The sequence below is a fragment of the Modestobacter marinus genome, assembly GCF_011758655.1.
Lineage (GTDB): Bacteria > Actinomycetota > Actinomycetes > Mycobacteriales > Geodermatophilaceae > Modestobacter > Modestobacter marinus.
In genome coordinates this window covers 938,342-963,061 of the sequence record NZ_JAAMPA010000002.1, presented here as the reverse complement: position 1 = coordinate 963,061, position 24,720 = coordinate 938,342, and the positions used below count along the sequence as shown (strand labels likewise).

Here is a 24,720-nt window from a genome sequence, read left to right as displayed (position 1 = left end):
ACGAGCGCGACGTCGGCCCCGTCCAGAGGCTCGCCCCGAGCGAGCCTCTGGACGGGGTCCGCCATCAGCCGCCGCGCAGGCGGTCGCCGATGGCCGGGTCCTCGCTCCAGCTGCGGTAGGGGATCCGGCGGATCTCCTTCACCTCGCCGATGGTCGACCACTCGTTGCCGCCGAGCCGGGCCAGCGGCTGCAGCTGCTCGATCCGCGGCCGGCCGTCCCGGACGACGCTGTCCCACGCCGACACGTGCACGACCCGGCCGAACACCACCGTGCTGTCGCCCAGCCGCAGCGTCGCGTGCAGCACGCACTCCAGGGTCACCGGCGACTGGGCGACCCGCATCGTGGCGATCCGGTCGCTGGGTTCCAGGGTGACGCCGGTGTGCTCGGCCTCGCTCTGGTCCGGCGGGAAGTCCGTCGCCGTGGCGTTGACCTGCTCGAACAGCGCCTCCGGGGTGAGGCTGATGGTGAACTCGCCGCTGTCCTCGACGTTGCGCAGCGAGTCCTTGCGGCCCACCGAGGTGAACTGGACGACCGGCGGGTCGACGCAGGCCACCGTGTAGAAGGAGTGCGGCGCCAGGTTGTGCACGCCCTCGGCCGAGCGGCTGCACACCCAGGCGATCGGCCGGGGCACCACCACCGAGTTCAGCACCCGGTAGAAGGCCGAGGTCTCCATCTCCGCCGGGTCGAAGGAGACGCGCGGCGGACTGCTCTGCTCGGTCACCGGCTCATCGTCGCCGACCGGTTCGCCCCGGTCAGACCCGGGCCTGGTCGCCCGGCGGGTGCTCGGCCCGCCACTCGTCGAAGGTGGCGAGGAAGGACTCGGCCATCCGCTGCTCGGTGACCAGCTGGTCGCGGTCCCGCTCGTCGACCATCCGCTGGCTCAGCGCCATCGTGTTGAACCGGATCGCGCGGAAGTAGGGGATGAAGGAGCTGGGCGTGAACACGCGCTTCGACGGGTGCGGGACCACGCCCTCGGGCGCCCAGGGGGCCGGCTCGGGGAGCGCGGGGAGCCCCAGGGCCTCGATGGCGGTCAGCACCGGCTCGTCGTCGGTGCGGTCGGTGAAGTCCCGGGACAGTTCGCGGAACACCTCGCGGCCGTCCGGGGCGACCACGATGACGACCGGCCGGAAGATCGAGGCCTCGGTGTCCCAGGCGTCCAGGGGCTGGGCCAGCCGGGTGCCGCCCGGGTCGCTGGCCCACCGGAAGGGCAGGTGCCAGGTGCGGTCCATGGCCAGCTGCACCTCGGGGGGATCGACCGAGGCGAGCACCACCTCGGCGCCGGCGGCGGAGATGCGGGACAGGGACCGGGCCAGGCGGACCGCCTGGGCGCAGCAGTAGGGCTACCAGTCGCCGCGCAACCCGACGAAGAGGAGTGCGGCGCGCTCGTCGGTGCGCAGGCTGAGGAGGTCGCTGCTGGTCATCTGCCCAGGATGGGTGCTGGGAGGTCGGCCCGCTGGGCGGCGGCGGGGGAGAGGGCGCGCCCGCGCCACCGGAGCGACCCGTTCCGGTGACCGGCCACCGAGCGGGCGACCAGCACGTCGAGCAGCGCGATCGACACCGGATGCGCCAGGGAGTCCGGCCAGGCCCGGCCGCCCGTGCGGGTCGCGACCACGGCCCGGTTGACCACCCCGGCGGCGTAGCCGACCAGGCCGGCGCGGGAGCCGGTCAGCGCGGCCAGCGGCGGCAGCAGCCAGACGGCGCTGAGCCCGGCGGCGACACCGGCGGCCGCCGCCGGGTGACCGCCGACCGCCGACCACAGCGACTTCGTGTAGCCGTCCCGGACCCCCGGCCAGCCGTCGTACATCCGGCAGGCGGCCAGCGTCGACCCGTCGACGACGACGCCCCGGCCCCCGGCGGCCTTGACCGCGCGCAGCAGTGCGACGTCCTCGATCACCTCACCGCGCACGGCGCCGTGCCCGCCGGCCCGGTCGTAGGCGGCCCGGCGGACCACCAGGAACTGGCCGTTGGCCGCCGCCAGCGACGGTCGTGGTGACCGCTCGGCCAGCCGCAGCGGCAGGAGGGTGGCCCACAGCCACTGCTGCAGCGGCTGGACCAGCCGCTCGGCCGCGCTGCCGGTGAGCTGCCGCGGCCAGGGGGAGACCAGGTCGAGTGCCGCGTCGTCGAGCAGGGCGACCGCGGAGGCGATCGCGTCGGGCATCAGCCGGACGTCGGCGTCCAGGAACACCAGCACGTCGTCGGTGGTCGCCCGGTCGTCGGTGGTCGCCTGGTGGTCCGAGGGTGCCCGGCCGTCCGAGGGCGCCCGGTGAGCGGCAGCGGCGCCTTGGGCGCACGCGTTCGGCTTGCCGAGCCAGCCCGGCCCGGGCGGGATGGCGGGCAGCAACGTCACCCGCGGATCGGCCACGCCCACCACGCGCGCGGCGGTGTCGTCGGTGGAGCCGTCGTCGACGACCACGACCCGCAGGCCGGGCACCCCGCGCTGGTCGAGCACGGCGGCCAGGCAGCCCTCGATCTGGTCGGCCTCGTCGCGTGCCGGGACCACCACGGTCACCCGCCGGGCGACCGGCCGGGGCAGGGCCGGTGGCCGGCGGAGGAGCCGGCTGTTCAGCGCGGCGTGGACGGCGGCGACCACGGACAGCCCGGCGCACACCCGCAGGAGCCGGCGCCAGGCCGCGCTCACCGGCGGCCCCGCCGCGCCTGGACGGCGAGGACGGCGAGCACCGGCACCGCCAGGACGACGCCCCAGACCGCCGATCCCGGGAGGTCGAGCCAGGCAGCGTGGGCCAGCGCCCCGCCCAGCACCATCCAGCCCAGCGTGAGCAGCGGCGCAGCGTCGCCGATCCGGGGGAGCCGGCTGGTGCGCTCGACGAGCACGTCGAGCAGGCTCATCAGCACCAGTCCGGCCAGCAGCCAGCCGGCGAGGTTGGTGAGCGGCACGGTGGGGATGCCGGGCAGGCCGGGCTCCGGGTTCGCCCACCGCCAGTAGCCGGCCTGCACCAGCTGCGGGTCGAGCACGACGTCCCAGCCGGCGAAGACGTAGGCCGCTCCCGCCACCCGGGCGGCCCGGCGCCGGGCGGGGCGCACCCGCGAGGTCAGCCGGGCGGCGAGCACCCAGCTCGGCCAGGCCATCATCAGCCAGGCCAGCGGCACCAGGAAGGGCACCCCGAGCAGCGTCGGCCCCAGCATGTCGCTGTAGCGGTACTCGCCGTAGGGGAAGCCGGTGCTGAGCCCGAGCGCCTCGAACAGCACCGCGACGACGCCGACGAGGACGAGCAGCCCGGCACCGGTGCGGGCGCCACGGCTGATCGTGGCGTGGCTGACCGAGACCGCCGACCCCAGCAGGACGATCGTCCAGCTGACCGCGTCGCGGGCGGAGCCGCTGCTGAGCGGGTAGGCGATCGCGGTGCCCAGCAGCGCGACGGTGAGCGCGAGCGGCAGCCAGGGCAGGGGAGCCGGGTCGGTGCCCGGCCGGCGTGCGGTGAGCGCCCCGGTCACCCCGCCGTCCTCCGGCGCGCGAGACGCCCGGCACCGCCCGTCAGCCGGGCCCGCAGCCGGGCGGCCGGCCGGCGGTCGGCCAGCACCACCCGGGCGGCGGTGCGGCCGGAGTTGCCGGAGACCCCGCCTCCGGGGTGCGTGGAGGCGCCGGTGAGGTACAGCCCGCCCAGCCCCGGCACCCGGTGACCGGACAGCGCCGGGGTCGGCCGGAAGCCGAACATGCTGGCCAGGCTCATCTCCACGTGCATGACGTTGCCACGCAGCAGGGACAGTTCCTGCTCCAGCTTCAGCGGGGTCTGCACGTACAGCCGCTGTACCGAGTCGCCGAAGCCGGGTGCGTACCGGTCGACCGCGGCGATCAGCTGCTGGGCGGCCCGGTCGGCGATCTCCGCCCAGTCCGACCCGTCGGCGAGCTCGTAGGGGTACCACTGCCCCCAGATGGTGACCACGTGCTGGCCGGCCGGGGCCAGGGTCGGGTCGCTCGCGGAGAAGGACATGGCCAGCGGGACCGGCTCCCGGGGCAGCTCGCCGGCCAGCCAGTCGCCGTGCGCCCGGGCCAGCTGGGCCCGGTCGGTGCAGAGCAGCTGCAGGCCCTGCAGCGCCTCCTCGCCCGCGCCGGGGTAGTTCGGCAGGGCGTCGGTCTGGCAGCGCAGCACCAGGCCGAAGCCGTTGCCCAGCGGCGGGTCGGCCTCGGCCAGTGCGGGCGGGGCGTCGTCGCCGGCCAGCGCCCGGGTGGCCAGCACGTGGCAGGCGGCGACGACCACCGGTGCGGTGATCCGCCGCCCGGAGACGGTCTGCACCCCGGTGACCCGCCGGTCGTCGGGCGGCCCGTCGACGAGGAGGCGGGCCGCGCCGTCCCCGAGGGTGACCCGGCCGCCGTCACTGGCCAGCCGGGCGGCCAGTGCCTGGGTGAGCCCGCCCGAGCCGCCGACCGGGTGGCCGGGCGGGACGTCGTGCAGCAGCGCCACCCAGCCGACCATCGCCGCCGTGCCGGGCTCGGACATGGGGGGCCCGGACTGGGCGCCGAACCAGGCGAGGGCGGCCTTGAGCCGTTCGCTGGTGAACCAGCGGTCGAGCAGGGCGTCGCCGGAGCCGAGGAAGTCGGTGGCGATCTCCCCGCCCGGGGTGCGCGGCTGGCCGCGCCGGGGGGCGCCGACCGGCCACAGGTGCCGGACCAGCCGGGTCATCGCCGGCCGGTCGCCGAAGGCACGGACGACGGCGGCGCTGCGCGGCCCCCACACCTCGACGAACCGGCGGTAGGCCGCGGCGTCGGCGTCCCCGCAGGCGGCGGCGATGGAGGCGCAGGTGGCGTCGAGGTCGACGGAGAAGACCAGCGGCCGGCCGTCGGGACCGGGGTCGCCGGGCACCGGTGCGGGGGCGAACCCCCAGGGGTCGCAGTCGACGTAGCGGAGGCCGAAGCGCTCGAGCTCCAGCTCCTCGACCACCCCGCTGTGCCGGATGATCACGTGGGCGCTGGACCCGCGGTCGACCCGGACGCCGGGCCAGCGCTCGACGGTGGAGACGGCACCGCCGAGCACCTCGTCGGACTCCACCACCTCCACCCGCAGCCCGGCCCGGGCCAGGTGGCAGGCGGCGACGAGCCCGTTGTGCCCGGAGCCGATGACGACGACGTCCGCGGTGCTGTCGACGGTGATCAGCCCTTCCCAGCCGGGCGGGTGAGCGGCAGGCGCGCGCCCAGGATGGCGAAGGGACGGGCGTCGCCGGGGAAGTGGTAGCCGCGGGCCAGGTCGACGAACCCGTCGGCGTGGTACAGCCGGAAGGCCTTGGTGTCGGTGTCCGGGGTGCTCAGCAGGGCGGCCGGCTGGGGGAGGTCGGCCAGCAGCGCGTGCAGCAGCTGTCGGCCGAGGCCCTGGCTCTGCCGGTCGGGGTGCACGTGCAGCTCGCACACCTCGAACGCGCCGGGCAGCCACTGCTTCGCCGTCCGGCGGTCCAGGGCGTTGCGGACCTGGTCGTGCCACCACTGGCCGGGGGCGACGACGTAGCCGTAGCCGAAGCCGACCAGCCGCTCGCCGACCGTGCCGTCGTCCTGCCGCACCTCGGCGAAGGCGCCGACGGCGCGGAACCCCTCCCGCTCGGTGTGCTGGACGGCGTAGCCGTACCGCCCGGCGACGACGGAGTCGCCGTAGCCCATCGCCGCCCCGTAGATCGCCAGCGCCTCGTGCAGGTGCTCGCGCATCCAGCCGGCGGGCAGCTCGGTGATCCGGGTGGCGGGGGTGGTGCCGGTCATCGGGAGGTCTCCTCGTCCGCGGCGGCCGGGGAGGGGCCGGGGCCGACCTCCGCGGGGGTGCCGGCGGTGAGCTGCAGCAGCTCGTCGTAGCTGGTGGGGAAGACGGTGTGCGGGTGCCCGGCGGCCGCCCACACCTGGGGGTGCCGGGCGAGCTCGACGTCGACCAGGGTGCCGATCGGCTCCGGGTGGCCGACCGGGGCCACCCCGCCGATCGCCTGACCGGTGTGCCGGCGGACGAACTCGGGGGTGGCCCGGGTGATCCGCGGGACGCCGAGGAGGTCGGCGACCAGGGCCTCGTCGACCCGGTGTGCGCCGCTGGTGAGCACGAGCAGCGGGACGTCGCCGGCGTCGAACACCAGGCTGTTGGCGATCGCCCCGACCTCGACGCCGAGCTGGGCGGCCGCGGCGGCGGCGGTGCGGGCGCTGTCGGGCAGGGTGCGCACCTCGCCGGCGACGCCGGCGGCGCGCAGGACCTGCTCGACCTCGGCGACCCGGGGGTGGTGCGGGGTCTCCGCAGCGGTCATGCCCGCGATCCTCCCACCGGCCCCGGGGCCGTGCGCCACCCGGGACCTGCGGCCGCTGCCGACCGTGAGCGGGCGTCGGCCGAGGCCGACGGCGACCCTCGACCCGGACTCGAGGGAGCGCCGACGCCACGAGTGCAGTCGCTGTAACGACACGGACGCCGACACGCCCGTTCGGCTTGACCACCCCCGGCCGGTCCGGTCTACTCATCGGTGTTCGAACACCTGTTCGAACACCGGCGACCCGTTCGCCGGCCCGGGCCGTCACGTCCTTCCCCGACGTGCGCTTCCCCGCCGGGCCGGTGGGGTGGGGTGCCGGGAGGGGCGACGAGTTGCGGAGTCTGACATGAGCCGAGTGCTCGCCGGGGCCGGTGGCCGCGTCGGTGAAGAGGTGCAGGTCGAGCAGGGGCCGTCGGGGCCGGCCGAGTTCTGGCGCGGACAGACCCGGTACGTGGTGGGGGAGCTGCTCGACTCGTGGGTGGAGACCGCGCCGTGGTGGCAGCCCGATGCCGCCGGAGGGGGTGGGGCGTCGGCCGAGCTGGTCGCCACCCGGCAGGTCTGGCGGGTCGAGGCGGTCCGCGCAGGCCGGTCCCGGATGAGCTTCGCGGGCGTCTTCGACCTGTCCTGGGAGCCGACGGGCAACCAGTGGCTGCTCGTCCGGGTGCACGACTGATGGGCGCCGCCCGGGCCCTCCCGGCCGCCACCGACGGGCAGCTCCCGTTGCTCCCGCCGCTGCCCGCGGCCGCCGCCCAGCTGCTCGGTCAGGCCCATCGGGGGCTGGCCGAGGCCGCCAGCAGCCCGGACGCGGCCTGGCGGTACGCGACCGCGCACCTGGCCGCCCTGCGCGCCGCGGCGGCCGTGCTGGCCGCGCGCACCCAGCCCGAGTCCGGGCGGCGCCGGCCGCGCAGCGCCTGGGTGCTGATCGGTCAGGTCGCCCCCGAGCTCGGGGAGTGGGCCGCGTTCTTCGCCGCCGGGGCGGCCAAGCGCGCCGCCGCCGAGGCGGGCCTCTCGCACGCGGTCACCGAACGGGAGGCCGACGACCTGGTCCGGGACGTCGGCACGTTCCTCGGCGTCGTGGAGGCCACGATCAGCCGCCCGGCACCGCCGGCGCCCGCACGCCTGCGTGCGGTCGACCCCGGCTCGCACCGGCGCAGCCCGGGCCACCGCGGCTCCGGCCCCACCTCGTGAGCGACCCCTTCGTCCACCTGCACGTCGCGTCGGGGTACTCGATGCGGCACGGCGCCAACCACCCGGCCGACCTGGTCGCCCGGGCGGCCGAGCACGGCATGGGCGCGCTGGCCCTGACCGACCGCGACGGTCTGTACGGCGCGGTCAAGTTCGCCCTGGCCTGCCGGTCGGCGGGCATCCGGCCGCTGTTCGGCGTCGACCTCGCCGTCGACCCGGTCGCCGGCGGCGAGCCGGGTGACCAGACCCCCGGGCGGATCACCGCCGCGGCCCGGCACCGGGCCGCCCACCCCGCCGGCCGCCGGGCCCCGGCGCGCGGCGGGGCCAGCGTCGACCCGCGGCTGCCCCGGGTCACCTTCCTCGCCCGCGACGGCGCGGGCTGGCGGTCGCTGTGCCGGCTCACCAGCGCCACCCACCTCGGTGGCACCCGCGGCGAGCCGGTCAGCTCGCTGACGCTGGCCGGCGCGCACTCGGCCGGGCTGCTGGCGGTGCTGGGGCCGGGGTCCTCGGTCGGCCGTGCGCTGGCCGCCGGCCGGGCCGACCTGGCGCACGCCCGGCTGGCCACCTGGCGATCGGTGTTCGGGCCCGGCCAGCTGGTGCTCGAGGTCGTGCACCACCGCGGCCAGGGCGACCGGTCCCGTGCCCAGGCGATGCTGCGGCTGGCGGCCGAGGCCGGGGTGCCGGCGGTGCTGACCAACGCCGTCCGCTACGTCGACGCCCTCGACGCCCCGACCGCCGACGTGCTGGACGCCGCCCGCCGGCTGGTGCCGCTGGGCCAGCGGCACGTCGACCGGCGCACCGCCGAGGGGCACCTGAAGTCGGGCAAGGAGATGGCGCTGCTGGCCGAGGAGCTGGCCGGGCCGGACCGGGACGCCGCCCTGCGCCTGCTGGAGACCACCGCCCGGGTCGCCGAGCAGTGCGCGGTCGACGTCCGGGCCGACCTCGGCATCGGCACCGTGCGCTATCCCGAGCTCGACGTGGTCACCAGCGCGGCCGAGCAGGGGATGGGCCCGTCGGCGGTGCTGCGGGCCCGCTGCGAGGCCGGGTTCGGCCGGCGCGGGATGACGCCGTCGGCCGCGGTGCGCGAGCGGCTGGAGGAGGAGCTGGCGGTCATCGACTCCCTCGGCTACCCCTCCTACTTTCTCACCGTCGCCGACGTGGTCACCCTGATCAAGGAGCTGCGGGTCCGCGCCGCGGCCCGGGGCTCGGGCGCCGGCAGCCTGGTCACCTACCTGCTGGGCATCTCCGACGTCGACCCGATCCGGTACGGGCTGCTGATGGAACGCTTCCTCTCCCCGCTGCGTCACCAGCTGCCTGACATCGACATCGACGTCGAGTCCGCCCGCCGGATGGAGGTCTACGACGCGGTGATCGAGCGCTTCGGCGCCTCCCGGGTCAGCTGCATCTCGATGATGGACACCTACCGGGTGCGGCACGCGGTCCGCGACGTCGGCGCCGCCCTGGGGCTGCCGCCGGCGGAGGTCGACGCGGTGGCCAAGGCGTTCCCGCACATCCGGGCCAACCAGGTGCACGCGGCGCTGCGTGACCTCCCGGAGCTGCGGGCCAGCCGGCTGGGCTCCAGGCGAAGCGGCGGCTCGGGTGATCTGGACCTGCTGTTCGACCTGGTCGCCCGGCTCGACGGGCTGCCCCGGCACATCGCGCTGCACCCGTGCGGGGTGCTGCTCTCCGATGCCACGCTGCTCGACCGCACGCCGGTGGAGAACAGCTACCTGGGCTACCCGATGAGCCAGTTCGACAAGGACGACGTCGAGGAGCTGGGGCTGCTCAAGCTGGACCTGCTCGGCATCCGGATGCAGTCGGCGATCGCGCACGCGATGGACGAGGTGGCCCGGGTCGACGGGGAGCAGGTCGAGATCGACACCGTCCCGCGCGACGACCCGACGACCTTCGAGCTGATCCGCAGCACCCGGACCCTGGGCATGTTCCAGATCGAGTCACCGGGTCAGCGGGAGCTGGTCGGCAAGTTCGGCCCGCAGACGTTCGAGGACCTCATCGTCGACATCTCGCTGTTCCGGCCCGGGCCGGTGAAGAGCGACATGGTCACCCCGTTCCTGATGGCCCGGAACGGCTGGCGCGACCCGGTCTACCTGCACCCGGCGCTGCGGCCGGCGCTGGAGGAGACCGCCGGGGTGGTGGTCTTCCACGAGCAGGTGCTGCAGATCGTGTCGGTGATGACCGGCTGCGACCTGGCCGAGGCCGACGAGGTACGCCGGGCACTGGGGGAGAAGGACGCCCACCCGGAGGTCAAGGCCTGGTTCGCGCCCCGGGCGCTGGCGGAGGGCTTCGACGTCGCGGTGGTCGAGCAGGTGTGGGAGGTGCTGGTCGCCTTCGGCTCGTTCGGCTTCTGCAAGGCCCACGCCGCGGCGTTCGCGCTGCCGACCTACCAGTCGGCCTGGCTGAAGACCCACCACACCGCGGCCTTCCTGGCCGGGGTGCTCACCCACGACCCGGGGATGTACCCCAAGCGGCTGATCCTCGACGACGCCCGCAACTTCGGGGTGCAGGTGCTCGGCCTGGACGTCAACGCCTCGGCCGGCACCTACCGGATCGAGCGGGTCGGCGGCGGCACGGACGACGGCATGGACGACGGAGCCGCCGGCGACGAGCCGGACGGCGGGAACCGGTCGTGGACCCGGCCGTCGTGGATGCCGGCGTCGATGCCCGACCCGGGGCGGTACGGCATCCGGCTCTCGCTCGCCGACGTGAAGGGGATCAACGACGAGGAGGTCGCCCGGGTCCAGGCCGGGCAGCCCTACCGGTCGCTGACCGACTTCTGGAACCGGGCGAAGGTGTCCCGGCCGGTGGTGGAGCGGCTGGTGCTGGCCGGCGGCTTCGACTCCGTCTACGGGTTCGGGGTGCGCGACAGCGAGGGCGGCCGGCCGGCGCGGCGGCGTCAGCAGCTGACCCGCCGCGACCTGCTGCTGCAGATCGGGGAGCTGGACCGCTGGAGCCGCAGCGGTGCCCGCGCCAGCAGCACCGGCCAGCTGGGGCTGGACCTGTTCGGCGCCGGGCCCGGGGAGACCGAGCCCGGGCTGTTCGACCTGGGGGCGGGTGAGGAGGCCGGCGAGGAGAGGTCCGGGCAGCCGGAGTTCCTCGCCTCCGGGCTGCCGGAGTTCACCGACGCCGAGCGGGTGCGCGCCGAGCTTGAGGTGCTGGGGCTGGACGCCAGCCGGCACGTCGTCGAGTTCTACCGGCCGTTCCTGGCCGCGCTCGGTGCGGTGCCGGCCGAGGAGCTGCTGCAGTGCCGCAGCGGGTCGGAGGTGCTGGTGGCCGGGGTGAAGGTGGCCACCCAGACCCCGCCGATCCGGTCCGGCCGCCGGGTGGTGTTCGTGACCCTGGACGACGGCACCGGCTGCGCGGACGCGACCTTCTTCGAGGACGTGCAGGGGCCCTACGCCGCCACCGTCTTCCACTCCTGGCTGCTGGTGGTCCGCGGGGTGATGCGGCGTACCGGGCCGCGGGGTGTCTCGATGCGGGCCACCGGCGCCTGGGAGCTGCCCGCGCTGCACGAGGCCTGGGAGACCGGCGGGCTCGCGGCGGTGGCGGAGCTGATGGCCGCGCCGGGGGAGTACACCGAGCAGGCGATCGCCGGGGCCGCAGCGTCCCGGGCGTCCCGGCCGGTGGTGGTGCGGCCGGTGCTGGTGCACCCGACCGGCTTCCGCATGTCCCCCTACGCCGACATCAAGCCCGCCGGCGAGGACGCCGCCACCGCCGCCCGCCGCGCGGCAGCAGCGCCACCGCGCAAGCTCTGGCACTCCAGCCCCGGCAGCTCCGGCCACTGACGGGGCCGCCCCACCGTTGCACCCGCACGGCCCAGGACCCATCGCTCCTGGGCTGTGCGGGTCCATCGCTCCAGGCGAGCCAGACCATGTCCACCACGCTCAGCTCCGGGCTGCCGGACTCGTGCACTCGGTGATCGGCTGCTCCACCGGCGCGGTGGCCCTGGCCCCGTTCGACGCACCACTGCCTCCGGACGATCGCCGTTCGGCTGGTCGCTCAGCTGGGCGGGCGGCCCCGTTCCGACGGACCACTGCCTCCGGACGATCGCCCGCTCGGCTCAGCTGAGCGGGCGCTTCCCTTCCGACGGACCACTGCCTCCGGGCGTCTGACCGACACTCGCTCAGCTGCCCGGGCGGCCGTCGCGGGGGCCGAAGACGGTGAGCGCCTCCGCGTCGCTGGCCGCCGAGCGGACGTACTGGTCGGCCCACTCCTGCCGCTCCGGGTAACCCGACTCCGCGGCCACCCGGGCCACCGCGGCGTCCACGTCGACCGGCGTCCGGTGCAGGGTCACCGCCCCGTCGGCCAGCAGCGCCCAGTGCCCGCCGGCCCGCCCGTACGGCATCCCGACGCTGCCGGGGTTCACCACCAGCCGCCGGTCCACCAGCCGCACGAACGGCATGTGCGTGTGCCCGCAGACCACCGTCGCGACCTCCGGCGGCAGGTCGGCGAACACCTCGGCCCACCGGGACAGTCGGGTGTCGACCAGCACCACCTCGTCGTCGTCCCGGGGCGTGCCGTGGCAGAACACCGTCGGCCCGAAGCCGTCGACGTCCAGGGTCACCGGGTGCGGCAGCCCGGCGAGCAGCTCCACCTGGTCCGGCCGCAACTGCGCCGCGGCCCACCGGATCACCGGGTCCGGCACGCGCACGTCGCCACCGCGGGCCAGGGTCGCCAGCCACCGGTCGGCGTTGCCCCGCACCAGCAGCACCCGGTCGCCGAGGCCGGTCAGCCGGTCCAGCACCTCCACCGGCTGCGGCCCGGCCGCGTGGTCGCCGGTGACCACGACCAGGTCCGCACCGGCGACCGCCGGCTCGGCCAGCACCGCCTCCAGCACCGGGAGCACCCCGTGGACGTCGGACAGCACCGCGACGCGTCGCACCATGCCGTCACCCTGCCCGGGCCGCGGCCCGCCGGAACGGATCTCGCTGCGGGCGCACGGCGCGGGACGGCGGCGGGCGAGCGTGCCGCAGCGTCACCGGACGGTGCCGGGTGGGGGCAGCGGGCCGCCACTAGGCTGCGCTGGGTGACGACCCCTCCGGCCACCGCCGCGCAGGCCCCGGCCCGCACCGCGGCGATCTGGGCCGCGCTCGACCCGCTCGTCGCTGCCGGCACCCCGCTGCAGGTGCTCGACCTCGGCGGCGGCAGCGGGATGTTCGCCGTCCCGCTCGCCGCCCTCGGCCACCAGGTCACCGTCGTCGACCCCAGCGCCGACGCGCTGGCCACGCTGCACCGCCGGGCCGCCACCGCCGGCGCGGCCGACCGGGTCCGCGGCGTCCAGGGCGACGGCGACCGGATGCTCACCGCGCTCCCGTCCGGCGCCCTCTTCGACCTGGTGCTCTGCCACTTCGTGCTCGAGGTCGTCGACGAGCCGGCCAGCACCCTGCAGCAGCTCGCCGGCGTGCTCCGCCCCGGCGCGCAGCTCTCCCTCGCCGTCGCGAACCGGGCCGGCGCCGTCCTCGGGCGGGCGATCAGCGGGCACCCGGTCGAGGCCCGTGCCCTGCTCGCCGACCGCGACCCGGCCCCCAGCCGTAGCGCCCCCGCCCACCGGCGGTTCGACCCCCAGGAGCTGCTCGCGCTGCTCGCCGGCGCCGGGCTGGAGCCGGGAGAGTGGCACGGCGTCTCCGTCGTCGCCGACCTGCTGGGCGCCTCCTCCGGTGCCGACCCGGCCGCGTTGCGCGACCTGGAGCTGGCGCTGGCCGGCACCTCGCCCTACCGGGACGTCGCCACCGGCCTGCACGTCCTGGCCACCCGGCCCGCCGCCGGCTGACCCGGCCCGCCGGAGAGCCGATGAGCGGGGGAGCCGGTGCGCCGACGAGCGCACCCGAGGAGTTCGCGGTGCCGCGGTACGGCGGTGCCACCCTCGCCGACGTCCTGCCCGGCGCCGCCTCCGCCCTCGGCGTCCCGGTGCGCCGCAGTGACCTGCCCGTCGACCCCCTCGACCTGACGTCCGCCCTGGCCGGCGCCCGCCGGGTCGCCGTCCTGCTGGTCGACGGCCTGGGTGCCGAGCTGGTCGCCGCCCACCCGCGGCAGGCGCCGGTGCTCAACGCGCTCGGCAGCCCCGTCGGCACGCTGTCCGCGCCCTGCCCCAGCACCACCCCGGTCAGCCTCGTCACCCTGGGCACCGGCCTCCCCCCGGGCAGCCACGGCGTGCTCGGCTTCGTCACCGAGGTGCCCGGCGAGGGCCGCACCCTCAACCACGTCCACTGGGGTGACGACCCCGACCCGTTGCAGTGGCAGGCCGCGCCCACCGTCTTCGAGCAGGCCACCGCCGCCGGCGTCTCGTGCACCGTCGTCGCCCCGCACACCTTCGCCGGCTCCGGCCTCACCCGCGCCGCCTACCGCGGGGCCGACTACGCCAGCGCCTTCAGCCCCGGCGACCTGGTCGCCGGGATGCACGCCGCGCTGCGCACCGGCCGGCGCAGCCTGGTCTACGGCTACACCGCCGAGCTCGACCTCACCGGGCACGTCCGCGGTCTCGACTCGCCCAGCTGGCGCGCCCAGCTCGGCATCGTCGACCGGCTGGTCGAGCAGCTGGCCGAGGGGCTGCCCGACGACGCGGTGCTGCTGGTGACCGCCGACCACGGCATGGTCGACGTCCCCGACGACACCCGGCTCGACATCGGCGAGGAACCCGCGCTCACCGACGGCGTGCGGCTGCTCGCCGGCGAACCGCGGGCCCGCTACGTGCACGCCGAGCCCGGGGCCGCCGACGACGTGCTCGCCGCCTGGCGCGCGGTGCTCGGCCACCGAGCCTGGGTGGTCAGCCGGGCGGAGGCGGTCGAGAGCGGGGTGTTCGGTGCCGTCGACCCGGCGCTGGCCGACCGGATCGGCGACGTCGTCGCGCTCGCCCGGGGCAGCTGGGCCTTCACCGACGCTCAGCAGGACCCGGTCGGGTCGATGCTGGCCGCGTATCACGGCTCGCTCACCCCGGCGGAGCTGACGATCCCGCTGCTGGCCGTCCGCGGCCGCGCGCTGGACTGACGCCCGCCCGACCCGGGCTCAGGCCGGTGCGGCGACCCGCAGGGACAGCGGGTGCCAGGTGCGCCAGCGGCCCGGCCGGACCGCGGCGCAGGTGAGCCGGTGCGCCTCGGTCGACAGCCGGCTCTCCACGGTGACCACCACGTCGCCGGCCGGGCCGGCCAGCGTCACCTCGAACCGCTCGGCGCCGCCCGCCGGTGCCTCGAGCACCGCCACCCGCCGGGTGGGCAGGTCGTGCACGCCGAGCAGCCCGAGCTCGGCTCGGGCGTGCTGCTGGGCGGCCTGCGCCGCCGGCGCGACCCCGGCCCGGCCCCGCAGCCACGGCAGCGCGACCTGGCCGGCCGCGTGCGCGGCGAGCAGCTCCGCGCCGTCCTCGGGCACCTGGCCGTAGACGAACCCCCACGGCAGGACGACGACGTTGGCGGCGAACCGGTCACCGCCCAGGTGGCTGGTCTCCCAGACGTCGGCCGGGACGCCGCCGGCGGGCAGCGCCCGGGCCAGCGGCCGGCCCCGCACCGCGCAGCAGGCGTCGTGTGCCCCGTGGGTGCAGACCAGGTAGGTCGGCACCTGCGTGGGCTCACCCACCGAGCCGTCCCAGGGTCGGGTGAGCAGGTCGGCGTCGGACTCCCGGGTCGACCAGTGGAGCGTCTCCCGGCCCGGCGTGGTGTCGGCGACCGCCCAGCGCCGGCCGGAGTCGGCCAGCCGCTCACCGGGCCGGCGGATCATCTGGATCCGCATCCCCAGCTCGCGCGCCCGGGCTGCCAGCTCCGTGGCGACCCCGCGGTCGAACCGGGACTCCAGCAGCGCGTCCCGGCCCCACGGGCCGGGCTGCTCGACCAGCAGCCACCGGCGGGCCGGTGGGGCGGTCGCGACCGGGGAGTCACCGCGCAGCAGCGCCTGCACCGAGCACCGAGCCGGGTCCAGCCGGCCCGGCGGGGCCGACCGGGGCGCGCCGATCTCCCCGGTCGCCTCCCCGGGGTCCTGGCAGAACTGCGGGTCGACCTCCGCGCGGTCAGGCCTCGGGGCGGTCGTCACGGCCCCCATCGTGCCCCGCCCCGCCGGGGGCACCGCCGGGCCGGGCCCCCGGGACGACGGCGATCGCCTCGGTCACCAGCCGGCGGGCCAGGGTGAGCTGGTCGGCGGCGTCCAGCCCGGGCAGGTCACCGACCTTGAGCTCGCCGGTGTCCAGCAGCGCGGCCAGCGCCGGGTGGGTGCTGGCCGGCAGGTCGTGGGTGCGGCGGCCGGCGACCAGGGCGACCCGTCCGCCGGCCGGCTCGCGCAGCTGCAGGCGCAGCAGCGGCCGCACCTGCAGCACGGTGTCGGCGGTCAGCGTGGCGAGCGCGCCGGACTGGGCCAGCGGCGACACCGGGGCCGGCCGCACCTGCGCCCAGGTGCGGGCCCGCAGCCCGTCGGCCACGGCGGCCGGGTCGACCTCGCCGAGCCAGCGCTGCAGGCCCGACAGCACCGCGGCGACGTCCTCGGTGGTGGCGGCGGGGTCGGCCAGGTCGACGCCGAGCGGCAGCGAGCCGCGCAGCGTGGGGTCGTCGGCGGCCAGGGTCCGCACCAGGTCCAGCGCGGACTCCACGGCGCCCCAGCGGGTCACCGAGTGCACGCCGACGGTCAGGTGGGCGCTGATCTCCCCGAGCGCGACCGCCGAGTGCAGGTAGCCGCGGGGCAGGTAGAGGGCGTCGCCGGGGCGCAGCACCGCGTCGATCACCGGCGGGCGCTGCGCGGCGGCGGCGACCTCGTCGGCCCGGTCGGCCCAGGGGTGGGTGCGCAGCGGGTCGGTGAGCACCGGCTCGTGGATCGTCCAGTGCTTCTCCCCGGCGACCTGCAGCACGAACACGTCGTGCACGTCGTAGTGCGGGGAGAACCCGCGCGAGGACGGCGGGGTGACGTAGGCGTTGACCTGGGTGGGGTGCCCGAGGTCGGCGGCGAGCTGGCCGGCGAACTCGATCAGCGGCGGCCAGAGCCGGTGCAGGCCCTGCAGGACGACGGTGCTCCCGTCGGCGAACAGGCGCAGCACCGCGTCGGAGGAGACCTGGTCGGCCACCTCGGCACCGGCGCCCTGGGGGCTGGTGAAGCGCTTGGCGTCGACGACGGCGCCGTCCTTGGCGATCCGCAGGAACGGCGTCCGCAGCCCGCGGGTGCTCAGCAGCTCGTCGACCGCGTCGAGGTCGAGCAGGTCGGTGAAGGTGCCGCCGAGCTCCTCGGCGGTGGACAGCAGGGGGCGGCGGGACCAGTGCTCGGCGGCGAACACGTCCGGCTCGACCCGGATGCAGCGGCGCAGCGCCGGGCGGGCAGCGCTCTCCGCCCAGGAGCGGGCACCGCCCTCCGAGGAGGACGGCGCCCGGTCCTGCCGTTCAGGGTCGAGCACGGTCAGGCCGAGCCGTCCGCGCCGCCGTCGTGCTGGCCGGGGGTGCCGCCGCCGGCACTGGAGTCGGCCGGGCCCTCGGCGCCGCCGTCGGCACCACCATCGGCGCCGCCGTCAGCGCCACCATCGGCACCGCCGTCAGCGCCGCCGTCGGCGCCACCATCGGCACCGCCGTCGTGCTGACCCGGCGTGCCCTCGCCCGCGCCCGAGTCCGCGGGGCCCTCGGTGCTGGTCATGTCGTCGTCGTCGAACGCCATGGTTCCTCCGATCGTCGTCCTCGTGGCCGCCGGCCGGCGACCACCTGAGAGCAGTTCTACCGCGATGATCGACTGCCCACACCTGCCTGCGGGTGTGGCTGCGCGTCCCGGCTCCCGCACCGCCCGATGACGATCCGGTCACGATCGGACGGGCGACGTGGGAGTGCTCGCCGGTGGGCAATGCCAGGACTGCACACCACAGACGACGCACGAGAGGACACGGGTCATGACAGAGAGTCGTGCACGGACAGACGCCACCACCTCGGGAGCCACCACCCCGGGGAGCGACGCGACACGGGAGACGACCGTCGGCGCCACCCGCGAGGTGCGGGCCGAGCCGGTGCTCCGCGAGCCGGCGGTCCACGAGGTGGAGCGGCGCGAGGAGCCGACGCACGTGTCGGTGGCCCCGCCGCGACGGGACCGGGTCCGGTGGGGTCCGGTGTGGGCGGGCCTGCTCGTGGCCGTCTCCTCCTTCGTCCTGTTCAACCTGATCACCTTCGCCCTCGGCTGGTGGGACATCGAGGGCGCCGGCGGCTCCAACGCCGACTGGATCAGCACGGCGATCCTGTGGGGCGCCTTCTTCCTCGGTGGGCTGACCGCGGCGGCCTCGGCGATCTGGCGGGGCGTGAGCGACGGGATCCTGCACGGCGTCCTGGTGTGGGCGCTGGGCATGGCGACGTTCCTGGTGCTCAGCCTGCTCGGCGGCGGCGCGGTGCTGGGCGCCGTCGGTGACGTCGTCGGCCAGCTCGGCGTGCTGCAGCAGAACAGCAACGCCCCCGCCGCGCAGCTCGCCCCGGTCGTGGACAACGCCCAGTCGGTGGCCAGCTGGGCCGTCCTGGTGATGGGCGTGGCCGTCCTCCTGTCGGCGCTCGGTGGCGTCCTCGGCGCCAAGATGTGGCCGTCGAAGAAGGACACCGCGGACGACCGGGTGACCACCACCCGCTGATCCGCGACAGGCGCGGGGACCTGCCACGGTCCCCGCGCCCGACCCGCTATCGTCCCCCGTGGGTCGAACAGGTGTTCGATCCACGGGGACGCAGGGGGTGCGGTGACCAGGGACCGGGCTGCCGGCTGCACGGTGCTGCACGTCGACATGGACGCCTTCTTCGCCAGCGTCGAGGTGCGTCGGCACCCCGAGCTGGCGGGCACGCCGGTCATCGTCGGCGGGGTGGGCAACCGCGGGGTCGTCACCTCGGCCACCTACGAGGCCCGCCGGTACGGGGTGCACAGCGCCATGCCGACCTCCCGGGCGTTGCGCCTGTGTCCGACGGCCACCGTGCTCCCCGGCGACCTCGACCTGTACGCCGAGGTGTCCCGGTCGGTGATGGCGCTGTTCCGCTCCCTCACCCCGCTGGTCGAGCCGCTGAGCCTGGACGAGGCCTTCCTCGACGTCTCCGGCAGCGGCCGCCGGCTGGGCGACCCGGTGGCGATCGGGGAGTACATCCGGGCCCGGGTCTACGACGAGCAGGGGATCACCTGCTCGGTCGGGGTGGCCGGCAGCAAGTTCGTGGCCAAGCTGGCCTCCACCCGGGCCAAGCCCGACGGGCTGCTGGTCGTGCCACCGGCCGAGGTCATGGAGTTCCTGCACCCGCTGCCGGTCGGCGCCCTGTGGGGGGTCGGTCCCAAGACCGAGGAGGTGCTGCTCCGGCTGGGCCTGCGCACGGTCGGCGACCTGGCGCACGTGCCGGCCCGGACCCTGCAGCGGGCGGTGGGCCAGGCGGCCGGCAGCCACCTGCACGAGCTCGCCTGGGGCCGTGACTCCCGGCGGGTGGTCCCCGACGAGCCCGACCGGTCCACCGGTGCCGAGGAGACCTTCGGCACCGACGTCGACGATCCGCAGGTGATCCACCGGGAGCTGCTGCACCTGGCCGAGCGGACGGCGGGGCGGCTGCGCTCGACCGGTCACCTCGCCCGCACGGTCACCGTGAAGATCCGGTTCGCCGACTTCACCACGATCACCCGCTCCCGCACGCTGAAGGTCCCCACCGACGTGGGCCAGGAGCTCTACGACACCGCTCGCACGCTCTTCGACGCCCTGGGGCTGGACCGGGCCCGGATCCGGCTGGTCGGGGTGCGGGCCGAGGGGCTGGTGGAGGCCGGTTCGACCGCCCGCCAGCTCGAGCTGGGGGCGCGCGAGCACGGTCGCCGGGACGCCGAGCTGGCCGCCGACCGGGCCGCCCGGCGCTTCGGGGCCGGCGCCGTCCGGCCGGCCACCCTGCTCGGCCGCCGGCAGGTGCCGGGCGCTGGACGGGTTGCGCGCGACCCGTCTCCGGGACCGCCCCGCTGAGCTGGGCGTCTGCCCGGCGAGGACGCCGCGGGACGGCGACCGGTACCAAGCTGGGTGTGTCGACGGCGACTCGCCTTTCGCAGGCCGCAAACGGCTCGTATCCTCGGTGGCACCGCGGGCGGACTGCCGCCGGTGGTTTCTTGCACTTGTACCTGGAGGTCGACGTGCCGCTCTCCGAGCACGAGCAGCGTCTGCTGGAGCAGATCGAGCGCGCCCTCGTCGATGACGATCCGAAGTTCGCCTCGACCGTCCGCACGGGCGACCGGCGGCAGAAGGCCCGCCGCAAGCTGCAGCTGGGCGCCGTCCTGGTGGTCGTCGGCCTGGCCGTCGTGGTCGGCGGTGTGGCCGTGCCCAACGTCTTCCTCGGCGTGCTGGGCTTCCTGGTGGCCTTCGGAGGCGCCGTCCTCGGGGTCCTGAACTACAAGGCCGCGACCGGCGTCGTGCCGGCCGGCTCCGGCCCCGCCGGGCGCCCGGCGGGCAACGGCCGCGGTGGCAGCAGCAGCGCCAAGCCGCGCCGCCAGCCGCTGAAGGGCCGCCTCGAGGAGCGCTTCCGCCGCCGCTACGACCAGTAGCGCACGCCGGCCCACCCGCTGAGCCAGCAGCCGCCGTCCCGTCCGGGGACGGCGGCTGCTGGCCTCTCCGGCGGGCTCAGACCTCCGGGGTCGCCGTCGTGTCGAACAGCGCGCTGACCGACTCCCCGTCGTGGATCCGCTGCACGGCCTGGGCCAGTGCCGGCGCGACCGACAGCACGGTCAGCTTCTCCGAGGCGTCGGCCGGCACCGGCACGGTGTTGGTGCAGACGATCTCCACGACGTCGGACTGGGCACCGATCCGCTCCAGCGCACCGGCGGTGAACAGGCCGTGCGTGCAGGCCACCCGGATCGTGCGGGCGCCGGCCTCCCGCAGCCGGTCGATGAGCTCCAGCACCGTGCTGCCCTTGGCGATCTCGTCGTCCAGCACGATGACGTCGCGGTCGGCGACGTCCCCGATCACCGCGCTGATGCTGACCCGGTCGTCGGCGTACCGCTGCTTGGCCCCTGCCGCGACCGGGACCCCGAGCCGGCGGGCGAAGGCCGCGGCCTCCTTGGCGTTCCCCAGGTCGGGGGAGACCACGGTGGTGCGCGAGAGGTCCAGGGCCCGGAAGTGGTCGGCCAGCTCCCGCAGGGCGTGCAGGTGGTCGACCGGCACGCTGAAGAAGCCGTGCACCTGCGGGGAGTGCAGCGTCATGGCCAGCACCCGGCTGGCGCCGGCCGCCACCATGAGGTCGGCGATCAGCCGGCCGCCGATGGAGATCCGCGGCGCGTCCTTCTTGTCCGAGCGCGCGTAGGCGTAGTGCGGCATCACCACGGTGATCCGGGCGGCCGAGGCACCACGGGCTGCGTCGATCATCAGCAGCAGCTCGACCAGGTTCTCCTGCACCGGGGTGACCAGCGGCTGCACCAGGAAGACGTCGCGCTCGCGGCAGTTGGCCTGCAGCTGCACCTCGAGGCAGTCGTTGGCGAACCGGGTCATCCGCACCGGCTGCAGCGGCACGCCCAGCTGGGCGCACATCTCCGCGGCGAGCTCGGGGTGGGCACTGCCGGCGAAGACGGCGATCTCACGCAAGGGGCACTCCGCAGCTGGGGGGAGCCGGTGACGACGACACCGACCCGGTCACGGTAACCAGCTCCGGCCCCGTGGTCAGGCCGAGCGGGGTCGCCGGGGGGCCCGGGCGGCCGCCCAGCCCGCGGCCGCCGTCAGCGTGGAGGCCGGCCACACCGCCGCCCGGACCCGCTGGCCGCGGGTGGCCGAGCGGAGCAACGCCCGCCGCACCGTCGTCAGCGCCCCGCGCAGCGTCGGGTCCGCGCCGGGCCGGCCCGCCGGCGGGCCGTACACCGCCCGCTCCTGGGCCAGCGCGAGGGTCCGCACCGCCGCGACCACGGCCGGGTCGGTGTCGGCGAGCCGATGGGCCAGCTCGCGGGCCAGCTGGCGGGCGGTCGAGGTGCCGGGCAGCTCGACCCCGAGGTCGAGGGTGGTCGCCAGCAGCTCGTCCCACAGGGCGCCCGGGCGTCCCTCGGCCAGCCGGGCCGCGCGCTGCCGGCGGCGGACGAGGAACGGCACCGCGGCCAGGGCGAGGACGACCAGGGTGCCCGTGGCCCCGAGCAGCCACGGCGTGAGCTCCTGCTGCGGTGCTGCCTGGGGCGCCAGCGGGGGCACGTACTGGTCGTCCCGGTCCAGCTCGGCGGTCGGCGCGGCCGGCACCGGGACGTCGGCTCCCGGCGTGAACGAGTCCGGGGTGTCGTCGTCGGCCGCGTCGGTGCGCGGCGCCCAGGGGAGCTCCACGGCGCGGTCGGCGGCGATCGGGGTCGGGTCGAAGGGGATCCAGCCGATGCCGGCGAACCAGGCCTCGACCCAGGCGTGCGCGTCGTCGGTGGTGACCAGCCGCTCGCCGTCCTCCTCGGCCTGGCCGGGGGTGTAGCCGAGCACCACCCGGGCCGGCACCCCCGCTGCCCGGACCAGCACGGCCATCGCACCGGCGTACTGCTCGCAGTAGCCCCGCTTGAGCCGGAGGAAGTCGGCGAGGTCGTCGCCGGTGGTGCCCTGGCTGGTGGACAGGCTGTAGGTGAAGCCGTTGGCCGGGTCGGTGAACAGGCCGAGCACCGCCCGGACCCGCTCGTAGGGCGACTGCGCCGGGTCGGTCAGCTGCTCGGCCAGGGCCGTGACGCTGGGGTCGAGGTCCGGCAGGGCCGTGTAGCGCTGCACCAGGGGGTCGCCGGCGTCCAGCGGCGCGGCGGCCAGCTCCGCGGTGCTCGGCTGTGGCTGCTGGGCGGTGAACCGGTAGGAGAGCCCCCCGGTGGTCACGTCCCGGCCGAAGACCGTCCGGGCAGCGGGGTCGAAGCGCCAGTCCTCGTCCTCGGAGCCCAGCACCTGCACCGACAGCGGGGAGTCCAGGAGCGGGAGGAACCGGTCGTCGTGCTCCAGCACGGTGACCCGGCCCGTCACCGCACGGCTGGACCGCGCGTCGGGGAGCGGTGCCAGGGGCCCCTCGGTCGCGATCGACTCCTGGCCGTCGAGGTTGCTCATCCGCCAGCCGACGTCGCCGCTGTACTCGTCCAGCGACACCGAGCGCAGGTACCCCGGGTCGGCCACCGAGGCGTCGAGGGCCAGCAGGTCGATCGGCTCGGGCAGGGACAGCTGGCCGGCCATCTCCGCCACCGGGTCCAGCGCCGTCCCCACGCCGTTGCCGGTGCCCGCGCCGCCCAGCCCCGCCGCGAGCGAGCCCTCGGCCAGCATGGGCACGAACGCCGGCACCAGCAGACCGGCGACCAGGGCCACCACGCCGGTGCGCAGGGCCGGCAGGGTGCCGGTGCCCATCGGCGACCCGCTGCCGCCCCGGCCGTCCCCCACCAGGCGCCCCCGCTGGTCGGCCCACAGCAGGACGGCGAACCCGGCGGCCGGAGCGGCGAAGGAGATCAGCGCGACCTCCCCGATCACGGTGCTGACCGGGACGCAGTAGAGGACCAGCAGCCCGAGGCCGCCCAGGGCCGGCTGCCGGGCGGGGACGGCGAGGAGGTCGACGGCCAGCGCGATCAGGGCGACGAAGACGGTGGTCAGCGCCACCAGCCCGGTCAGCGGCAGCGCCGGGGTGGTCTGCTCCTGGATCTCCGCGGTGCCGTCGGCGAGCAGCCCGGCCAGGTCGGCGAGGCTGCCCAGGGTCGGCAGCACGCCCGCCCGGGCGCGCTCGGGCGTGAAGACGACGGTCAGGACGACGAGCACCAGGGCCACCTGGCCCAGCGGCACCGCCAGCCGGGCCGGGCCGGACCACCACGGGGAGTCGTCCGCGGCGGCGTCGACCAGCCGGTCCAGCAGCGCCCGCAGCCCCACCCCGCCCAGGCCGACGGCCGCCACGACCAACGTCACCGGCAGCAGCCACGTGCGGGCGGCGAAGACCGGGTCCAGCGCGAGCGCCCCGAGTCCGACGGCGACCGCGACGGCGATCCCGGTGCCCGGCCCGCCGCGGGTGGCCCGGGGCAGCTCGTCGACCTGCCCGCTCATGCCGGCACCGCCCCCGCGGCGCCGGCCCGGCTGCCCACCTGGCTCCACAGCTGCGCCACGCCCTGGTCGGGGCCGACCGTGGCCACCTGCCAGCCGGCCGCGCGGAACAGGTCGCCGGCCTGCTGCTGCCGGGTGCACAGCTCCGCCCGGGCGGCCGGGCTGAGCGGGCGCCGGCCCCGGGTGGCCCCGCCGTCCAGCCAGGCCGCCGCGTCCACCAGGACGGCGACGTCCCGGCCCGGGCCCGACCGGGCGCGGACCAGCGCCGCGACGTCGTCGGGGCCGACGAGGCCCAGCAGGCAGATGGCCGGCCCGTCGGCCCCCGACCGGCGCAGCGCCTCCACCCCCAGCTGCAGCCCGGGCTGGGGGGCACCGCCCAGCCCGGCCAGTCGTTCGAGGAGCTCGTCCGGGCCCAGCTGTCCCCGGCCGAGGGCGGGGGTGAGCTCGCCGCCGTCGGTCACGACCCGCAGCGCGGCGCCCCGGCGCAGCAGGTGGCTGCCGATGCTGGCCGCGGCCTCCACCACCCACTCCAGGGTGTCCTGCGGCGGGGCCGGGTCACCGGCGGGACCGTCGACGTGGCCCCCCAACAGGTGGACGGTCGACCGGGTGTCGGCGAACACCGTCGCCGCGGCGCGCCACGGTCGCTCCTCCAGCCGGACCATCAGCTCGCCGGTGCGGGCGGTGGCGCGCCAGTGCACCAGGCGCAGGTCGTCGCCGTGCCGGTACTCCCGGGTGCTGACGTCGTCCTCGCCGTGCACGGCGATGGAGCGGCGGGCGCCCTCGCCGCCGTCGCCCCCGGCGCCGGTCAGCGTCCCGCCGCCGTGCAGCGGCACCACCCGGGGGAGCACCAGCAGCGCGGCGGTGTCGTGGCCGGTCGCGGTGCGCAGCACGAGGCCGAAGGGGTCGACCAGCCGCAGGCTCAGCGGCCCGAGGGTGTACCGGCCGCGCCGGGAGCCGTGCAGCCGGTACCGGAGCGGCGCGGTGCTGCCGCTGGCCAGCCGTTCCACGACGAAGCGCGGCCGGACGCCCAGGTCGACCGGCAGGTGCTCGGTGAGCAGCCACAGCCCACCGGCGCGCCGGTCGGTGTTGGCCAGCTCCAGCAGCACGTCGGCGGACCCGCCGCGGGGCAGCCGGGCGGGGGTGACGGTGCGCCGGGTGGCGACCCGGAACCGCTGGCGGGCGATCCCGACGGCCGACACCACCGGCAGGGCGAGCACGAAGACGGCCAGCTGCACCAGCGCCCGCTCGCCGAGCAGGGCGCCCAGCGCGGCCAGGGTCAGGCCGGCGGCGACCAGGCAGCGGCCGCGCACGGTGAGGGAGGAGGCGGCGTCGGCGATCCGGGTGCGGGCCATGGGCGGGTGTCC

The 24,720-nt window shown here is 76.5% G+C and carries 21 protein-coding genes and 1 pseudogene; 8 read left to right on the top strand and 14 right to left on the bottom strand.

Annotated features, from left to right (window positions below):
- Positions 1–64 precede the first annotated feature (64 nt).
- The 7 genes and pseudogenes from FB380_RS20495 to FB380_RS20465 all read right to left on the bottom strand — a co-directional run bounded on the left by FB380_RS20495 (position 65) and on the right by FB380_RS20465 (position 6,225).
- Positions 65–721: a flavin reductase family protein gene (locus FB380_RS20495; RefSeq protein WP_229682191.1), complete on the bottom strand. Its 657-nt coding sequence runs from the start codon at positions 719–721 to the stop codon at positions 65–67.
- 31 nt (positions 722–752) lie between these two features.
- Positions 753–1,328: pseudogene (locus FB380_RS20490) on the bottom strand (peroxiredoxin family protein); the annotation flags it as partial.
- An 89-nt stretch (positions 1,329–1,417) separates the two neighbouring features.
- Complete coding sequence (locus FB380_RS20485) at positions 1,418–2,638, bottom strand: glycosyltransferase family 2 protein (RefSeq protein WP_166757091.1); 1,221 nt, start codon at positions 2,636–2,638, stop codon at positions 1,418–1,420.
- Entirely contained in the window at positions 2,635–3,453 is an 819-nt protein-coding gene (locus FB380_RS20480) for a carotenoid biosynthesis protein (protein WP_166757090.1), read from the bottom strand. The genes FB380_RS20485 and FB380_RS20480 overlap by 4 nt, the downstream gene beginning before the upstream one ends.
- A complete protein-coding gene (locus FB380_RS20475) occupies positions 3,450–5,075 on the bottom strand; it encodes a phytoene desaturase family protein (RefSeq protein ID WP_229682211.1) in 1,626 nt (541 codons plus the stop codon). The genes FB380_RS20480 and FB380_RS20475 overlap by 4 nt, the downstream gene beginning before the upstream one ends.
- Before the next feature lie 32 nt (positions 5,076–5,107).
- Positions 5,108–5,701, bottom strand: a complete 594-nt coding sequence (locus FB380_RS20470) for a GNAT family N-acetyltransferase (RefSeq protein WP_188959630.1) — start codon at positions 5,699–5,701, stop codon at positions 5,108–5,110.
- A complete protein-coding gene (locus tag FB380_RS20465; RefSeq protein ID WP_166757089.1) occupies positions 5,698–6,225 on the bottom strand; it encodes a YbaK/EbsC family protein in 528 nt (175 codons plus the stop codon). Before FB380_RS20465 ends, FB380_RS20470 begins: the two co-directional genes overlap by 4 nt.
- A gap of 343 nt (positions 6,226–6,568) precedes the next feature.
- Between FB380_RS20465 and FB380_RS20460 the strand changes: the two genes are divergently transcribed.
- From FB380_RS20460 to FB380_RS20450, 3 genes are read left to right on the top strand one after another with little or no spacing between them, the layout of a single operon-like run.
- Positions 6,569–6,895 carry a DUF6504 family protein gene (locus FB380_RS20460; RefSeq protein ID WP_166757088.1) on the top strand — a complete coding sequence of 109 codons (327 nt, stop codon included), beginning with the start codon at positions 6,569–6,571 and terminating at the stop codon, positions 6,893–6,895.
- Positions 6,895–7,410: an SAV_6107 family HEPN domain-containing protein gene (locus tag FB380_RS20455; RefSeq protein WP_166757087.1), complete on the top strand. Its 516-nt coding sequence runs from the start codon at positions 6,895–6,897 to the stop codon at positions 7,408–7,410. Before FB380_RS20460 ends, FB380_RS20455 begins: the two co-directional genes overlap by 1 nt.
- Positions 7,407–11,210 (top strand): DNA polymerase III subunit alpha, encoded by a 3,804-nt coding sequence (locus FB380_RS20450; RefSeq protein ID WP_166757086.1) that lies wholly within the window; start codon positions 7,407–7,409, stop codon positions 11,208–11,210. The genes FB380_RS20455 and FB380_RS20450 overlap by 4 nt, the downstream gene beginning before the upstream one ends.
- A 338-nt stretch (positions 11,211–11,548) precedes the next feature.
- On the opposite strand, the gene FB380_RS20445 is transcribed toward FB380_RS20450, so the two are convergent.
- Positions 11,549–12,310: a metallophosphoesterase family protein gene (locus FB380_RS20445; protein WP_166757085.1), complete on the bottom strand. Its 762-nt coding sequence runs from the start codon at positions 12,308–12,310 to the stop codon at positions 11,549–11,551.
- A gap of 141 nt (positions 12,311–12,451) precedes the next feature.
- On the opposite strand from FB380_RS20445, the gene FB380_RS20440 reads away from it, so the two are divergent.
- Both FB380_RS20440 and FB380_RS20435 read left to right on the top strand, forming a co-directional pair.
- Complete coding sequence (locus tag FB380_RS20440; protein ID WP_166757084.1) at positions 12,452–13,195, top strand: class I SAM-dependent methyltransferase; 744 nt, start codon at positions 12,452–12,454, stop codon at positions 13,193–13,195.
- Between the two features lie 20 nt (positions 13,196–13,215).
- Complete coding sequence (locus FB380_RS20435) at positions 13,216–14,409, top strand: alkaline phosphatase family protein (protein ID WP_166757083.1); 1,194 nt, start codon at positions 13,216–13,218, stop codon at positions 14,407–14,409.
- An 18-nt stretch (positions 14,410–14,427) separates the two neighbouring features.
- Here FB380_RS20435 and FB380_RS20430 read toward each other — a convergent pair whose 3' ends face one another.
- The 3 genes from FB380_RS20430 to FB380_RS20420 are packed head-to-tail and all read right to left on the bottom strand — an operon-like array spanning position 14,428 to position 17,037.
- Complete coding sequence (locus FB380_RS20430; RefSeq protein WP_166757082.1) at positions 14,428–15,450, bottom strand: sucrase ferredoxin; 1,023 nt, start codon at positions 15,448–15,450, stop codon at positions 14,428–14,430.
- Entirely contained in the window at positions 15,419–16,783 is a 1,365-nt protein-coding gene (locus FB380_RS20425) for a cupin domain-containing protein (protein WP_166757081.1), read from the bottom strand. Before FB380_RS20425 ends, FB380_RS20430 begins: the two co-directional genes overlap by 32 nt.
- 2 nt (positions 16,784–16,785) lie before the next feature.
- The gene (locus FB380_RS20420) at positions 16,786–17,037 is read right to left on the bottom strand and encodes a BatC protein (RefSeq protein WP_166757080.1); all 252 of its coding nucleotides are present in this window, start codon (positions 17,035–17,037) and stop codon (positions 16,786–16,788) included.
- A 226-nt stretch (positions 17,038–17,263) separates the two neighbouring features.
- On the opposite strand from FB380_RS20420, the gene FB380_RS20415 reads away from it, so the two are divergent.
- The 3 genes from FB380_RS20415 to FB380_RS20405 all read left to right on the top strand — a co-directional run bounded on the left by FB380_RS20415 (position 17,264) and on the right by FB380_RS20405 (position 19,896).
- On the top strand, positions 17,264–17,983 hold the full coding sequence (locus tag FB380_RS20415) for a permease (RefSeq protein ID WP_166757079.1): 720 nt from the start codon (positions 17,264–17,266) through the stop codon (positions 17,981–17,983).
- A 102-nt stretch (positions 17,984–18,085) separates the two neighbouring features.
- Positions 18,086–19,324, top strand: coding sequence for a DNA polymerase IV (locus FB380_RS20410; protein WP_229682189.1), 1,239 nt, complete (start codon positions 18,086–18,088; stop codon positions 19,322–19,324).
- 140 nt (positions 19,325–19,464) lie between these two features.
- Positions 19,465–19,896, top strand: coding sequence for a DUF3040 domain-containing protein (locus FB380_RS20405; protein ID WP_229682188.1), 432 nt, complete (start codon positions 19,465–19,467; stop codon positions 19,894–19,896).
- Positions 19,897–19,972: 76 nt separating this feature from the next.
- On the opposite strand, the gene FB380_RS20400 is transcribed toward FB380_RS20405, so the two are convergent.
- The 3 genes from FB380_RS20400 to FB380_RS20390 all read right to left on the bottom strand — a co-directional run bounded on the left by FB380_RS20400 (position 19,973) and on the right by FB380_RS20390 (position 24,708).
- Complete coding sequence (locus FB380_RS20400; protein WP_166757078.1) at positions 19,973–20,929, bottom strand: ribose-phosphate diphosphokinase; 957 nt, start codon at positions 20,927–20,929, stop codon at positions 19,973–19,975.
- 75 nt (positions 20,930–21,004) lie between these two features.
- On the bottom strand, positions 21,005–23,359 hold the full coding sequence (locus tag FB380_RS20395; RefSeq protein WP_166757077.1) for a transglutaminase TgpA family protein: 2,355 nt from the start codon (positions 23,357–23,359) through the stop codon (positions 21,005–21,007).
- A complete protein-coding gene (locus FB380_RS20390) occupies positions 23,356–24,708 on the bottom strand; it encodes a DUF58 domain-containing protein (RefSeq protein WP_166757076.1) in 1,353 nt (450 codons plus the stop codon). Before FB380_RS20390 ends, FB380_RS20395 begins: the two co-directional genes overlap by 4 nt.
- Positions 24,709–24,720: the final 12 nt, after the last annotated feature.

What these genes read in the sequence shown, in the direction of transcription:
- FB380_RS20470 (WP_188959630.1), bottom strand. Translation starts at nt 5,701, where the DNA reads ATGACCGGCACCACCCCCGCCACCCGGATCACCGAGCTGCCCGCCGGC.
- FB380_RS20465 (WP_166757089.1), bottom strand. Translation starts at nt 6,225, where the DNA reads ATGACCGCTGCGGAGACCCCGCACCACCCCCGGGTCGCCGAGGTCGAG.
- FB380_RS20460 (WP_166757088.1), top strand. Translation starts at nt 6,569, where the DNA reads ATGAGCCGAGTGCTCGCCGGGGCCGGTGGCCGCGTCGGTGAAGAGGTG.
- FB380_RS20455 (WP_166757087.1), top strand. Translation starts at nt 6,895, where the DNA reads ATGGGCGCCGCCCGGGCCCTCCCGGCCGCCACCGACGGGCAGCTCCCG.
- FB380_RS20445 (WP_166757085.1), bottom strand. Translation starts at nt 12,310, where the DNA reads ATGGTGCGACGCGTCGCGGTGCTGTCCGACGTCCACGGGGTGCTCCCG.
- FB380_RS20435 (WP_166757083.1), top strand. Translation starts at nt 13,216, where the DNA reads ATGAGCGGGGGAGCCGGTGCGCCGACGAGCGCACCCGAGGAGTTCGCG.
- FB380_RS20430 (WP_166757082.1), bottom strand. Translation starts at nt 15,450, where the DNA reads ATGGGGGCCGTGACGACCGCCCCGAGGCCTGACCGCGCGGAGGTCGAC.
- FB380_RS20420 (WP_166757080.1), bottom strand. Translation starts at nt 17,037, where the DNA reads ATGGCGTTCGACGACGACGACATGACCAGCACCGAGGGCCCCGCGGAC.
- FB380_RS20415 (WP_166757079.1), top strand. Translation starts at nt 17,264, where the DNA reads ATGACAGAGAGTCGTGCACGGACAGACGCCACCACCTCGGGAGCCACC.
- FB380_RS20395 (WP_166757077.1), bottom strand. Translation starts at nt 23,359, where the DNA reads ATGAGCGGGCAGGTCGACGAGCTGCCCCGGGCCACCCGCGGCGGGCCG.
- FB380_RS20390 (WP_166757076.1), bottom strand. Translation starts at nt 24,708, where the DNA reads ATGGCCCGCACCCGGATCGCCGACGCCGCCTCCTCCCTCACCGTGCGC.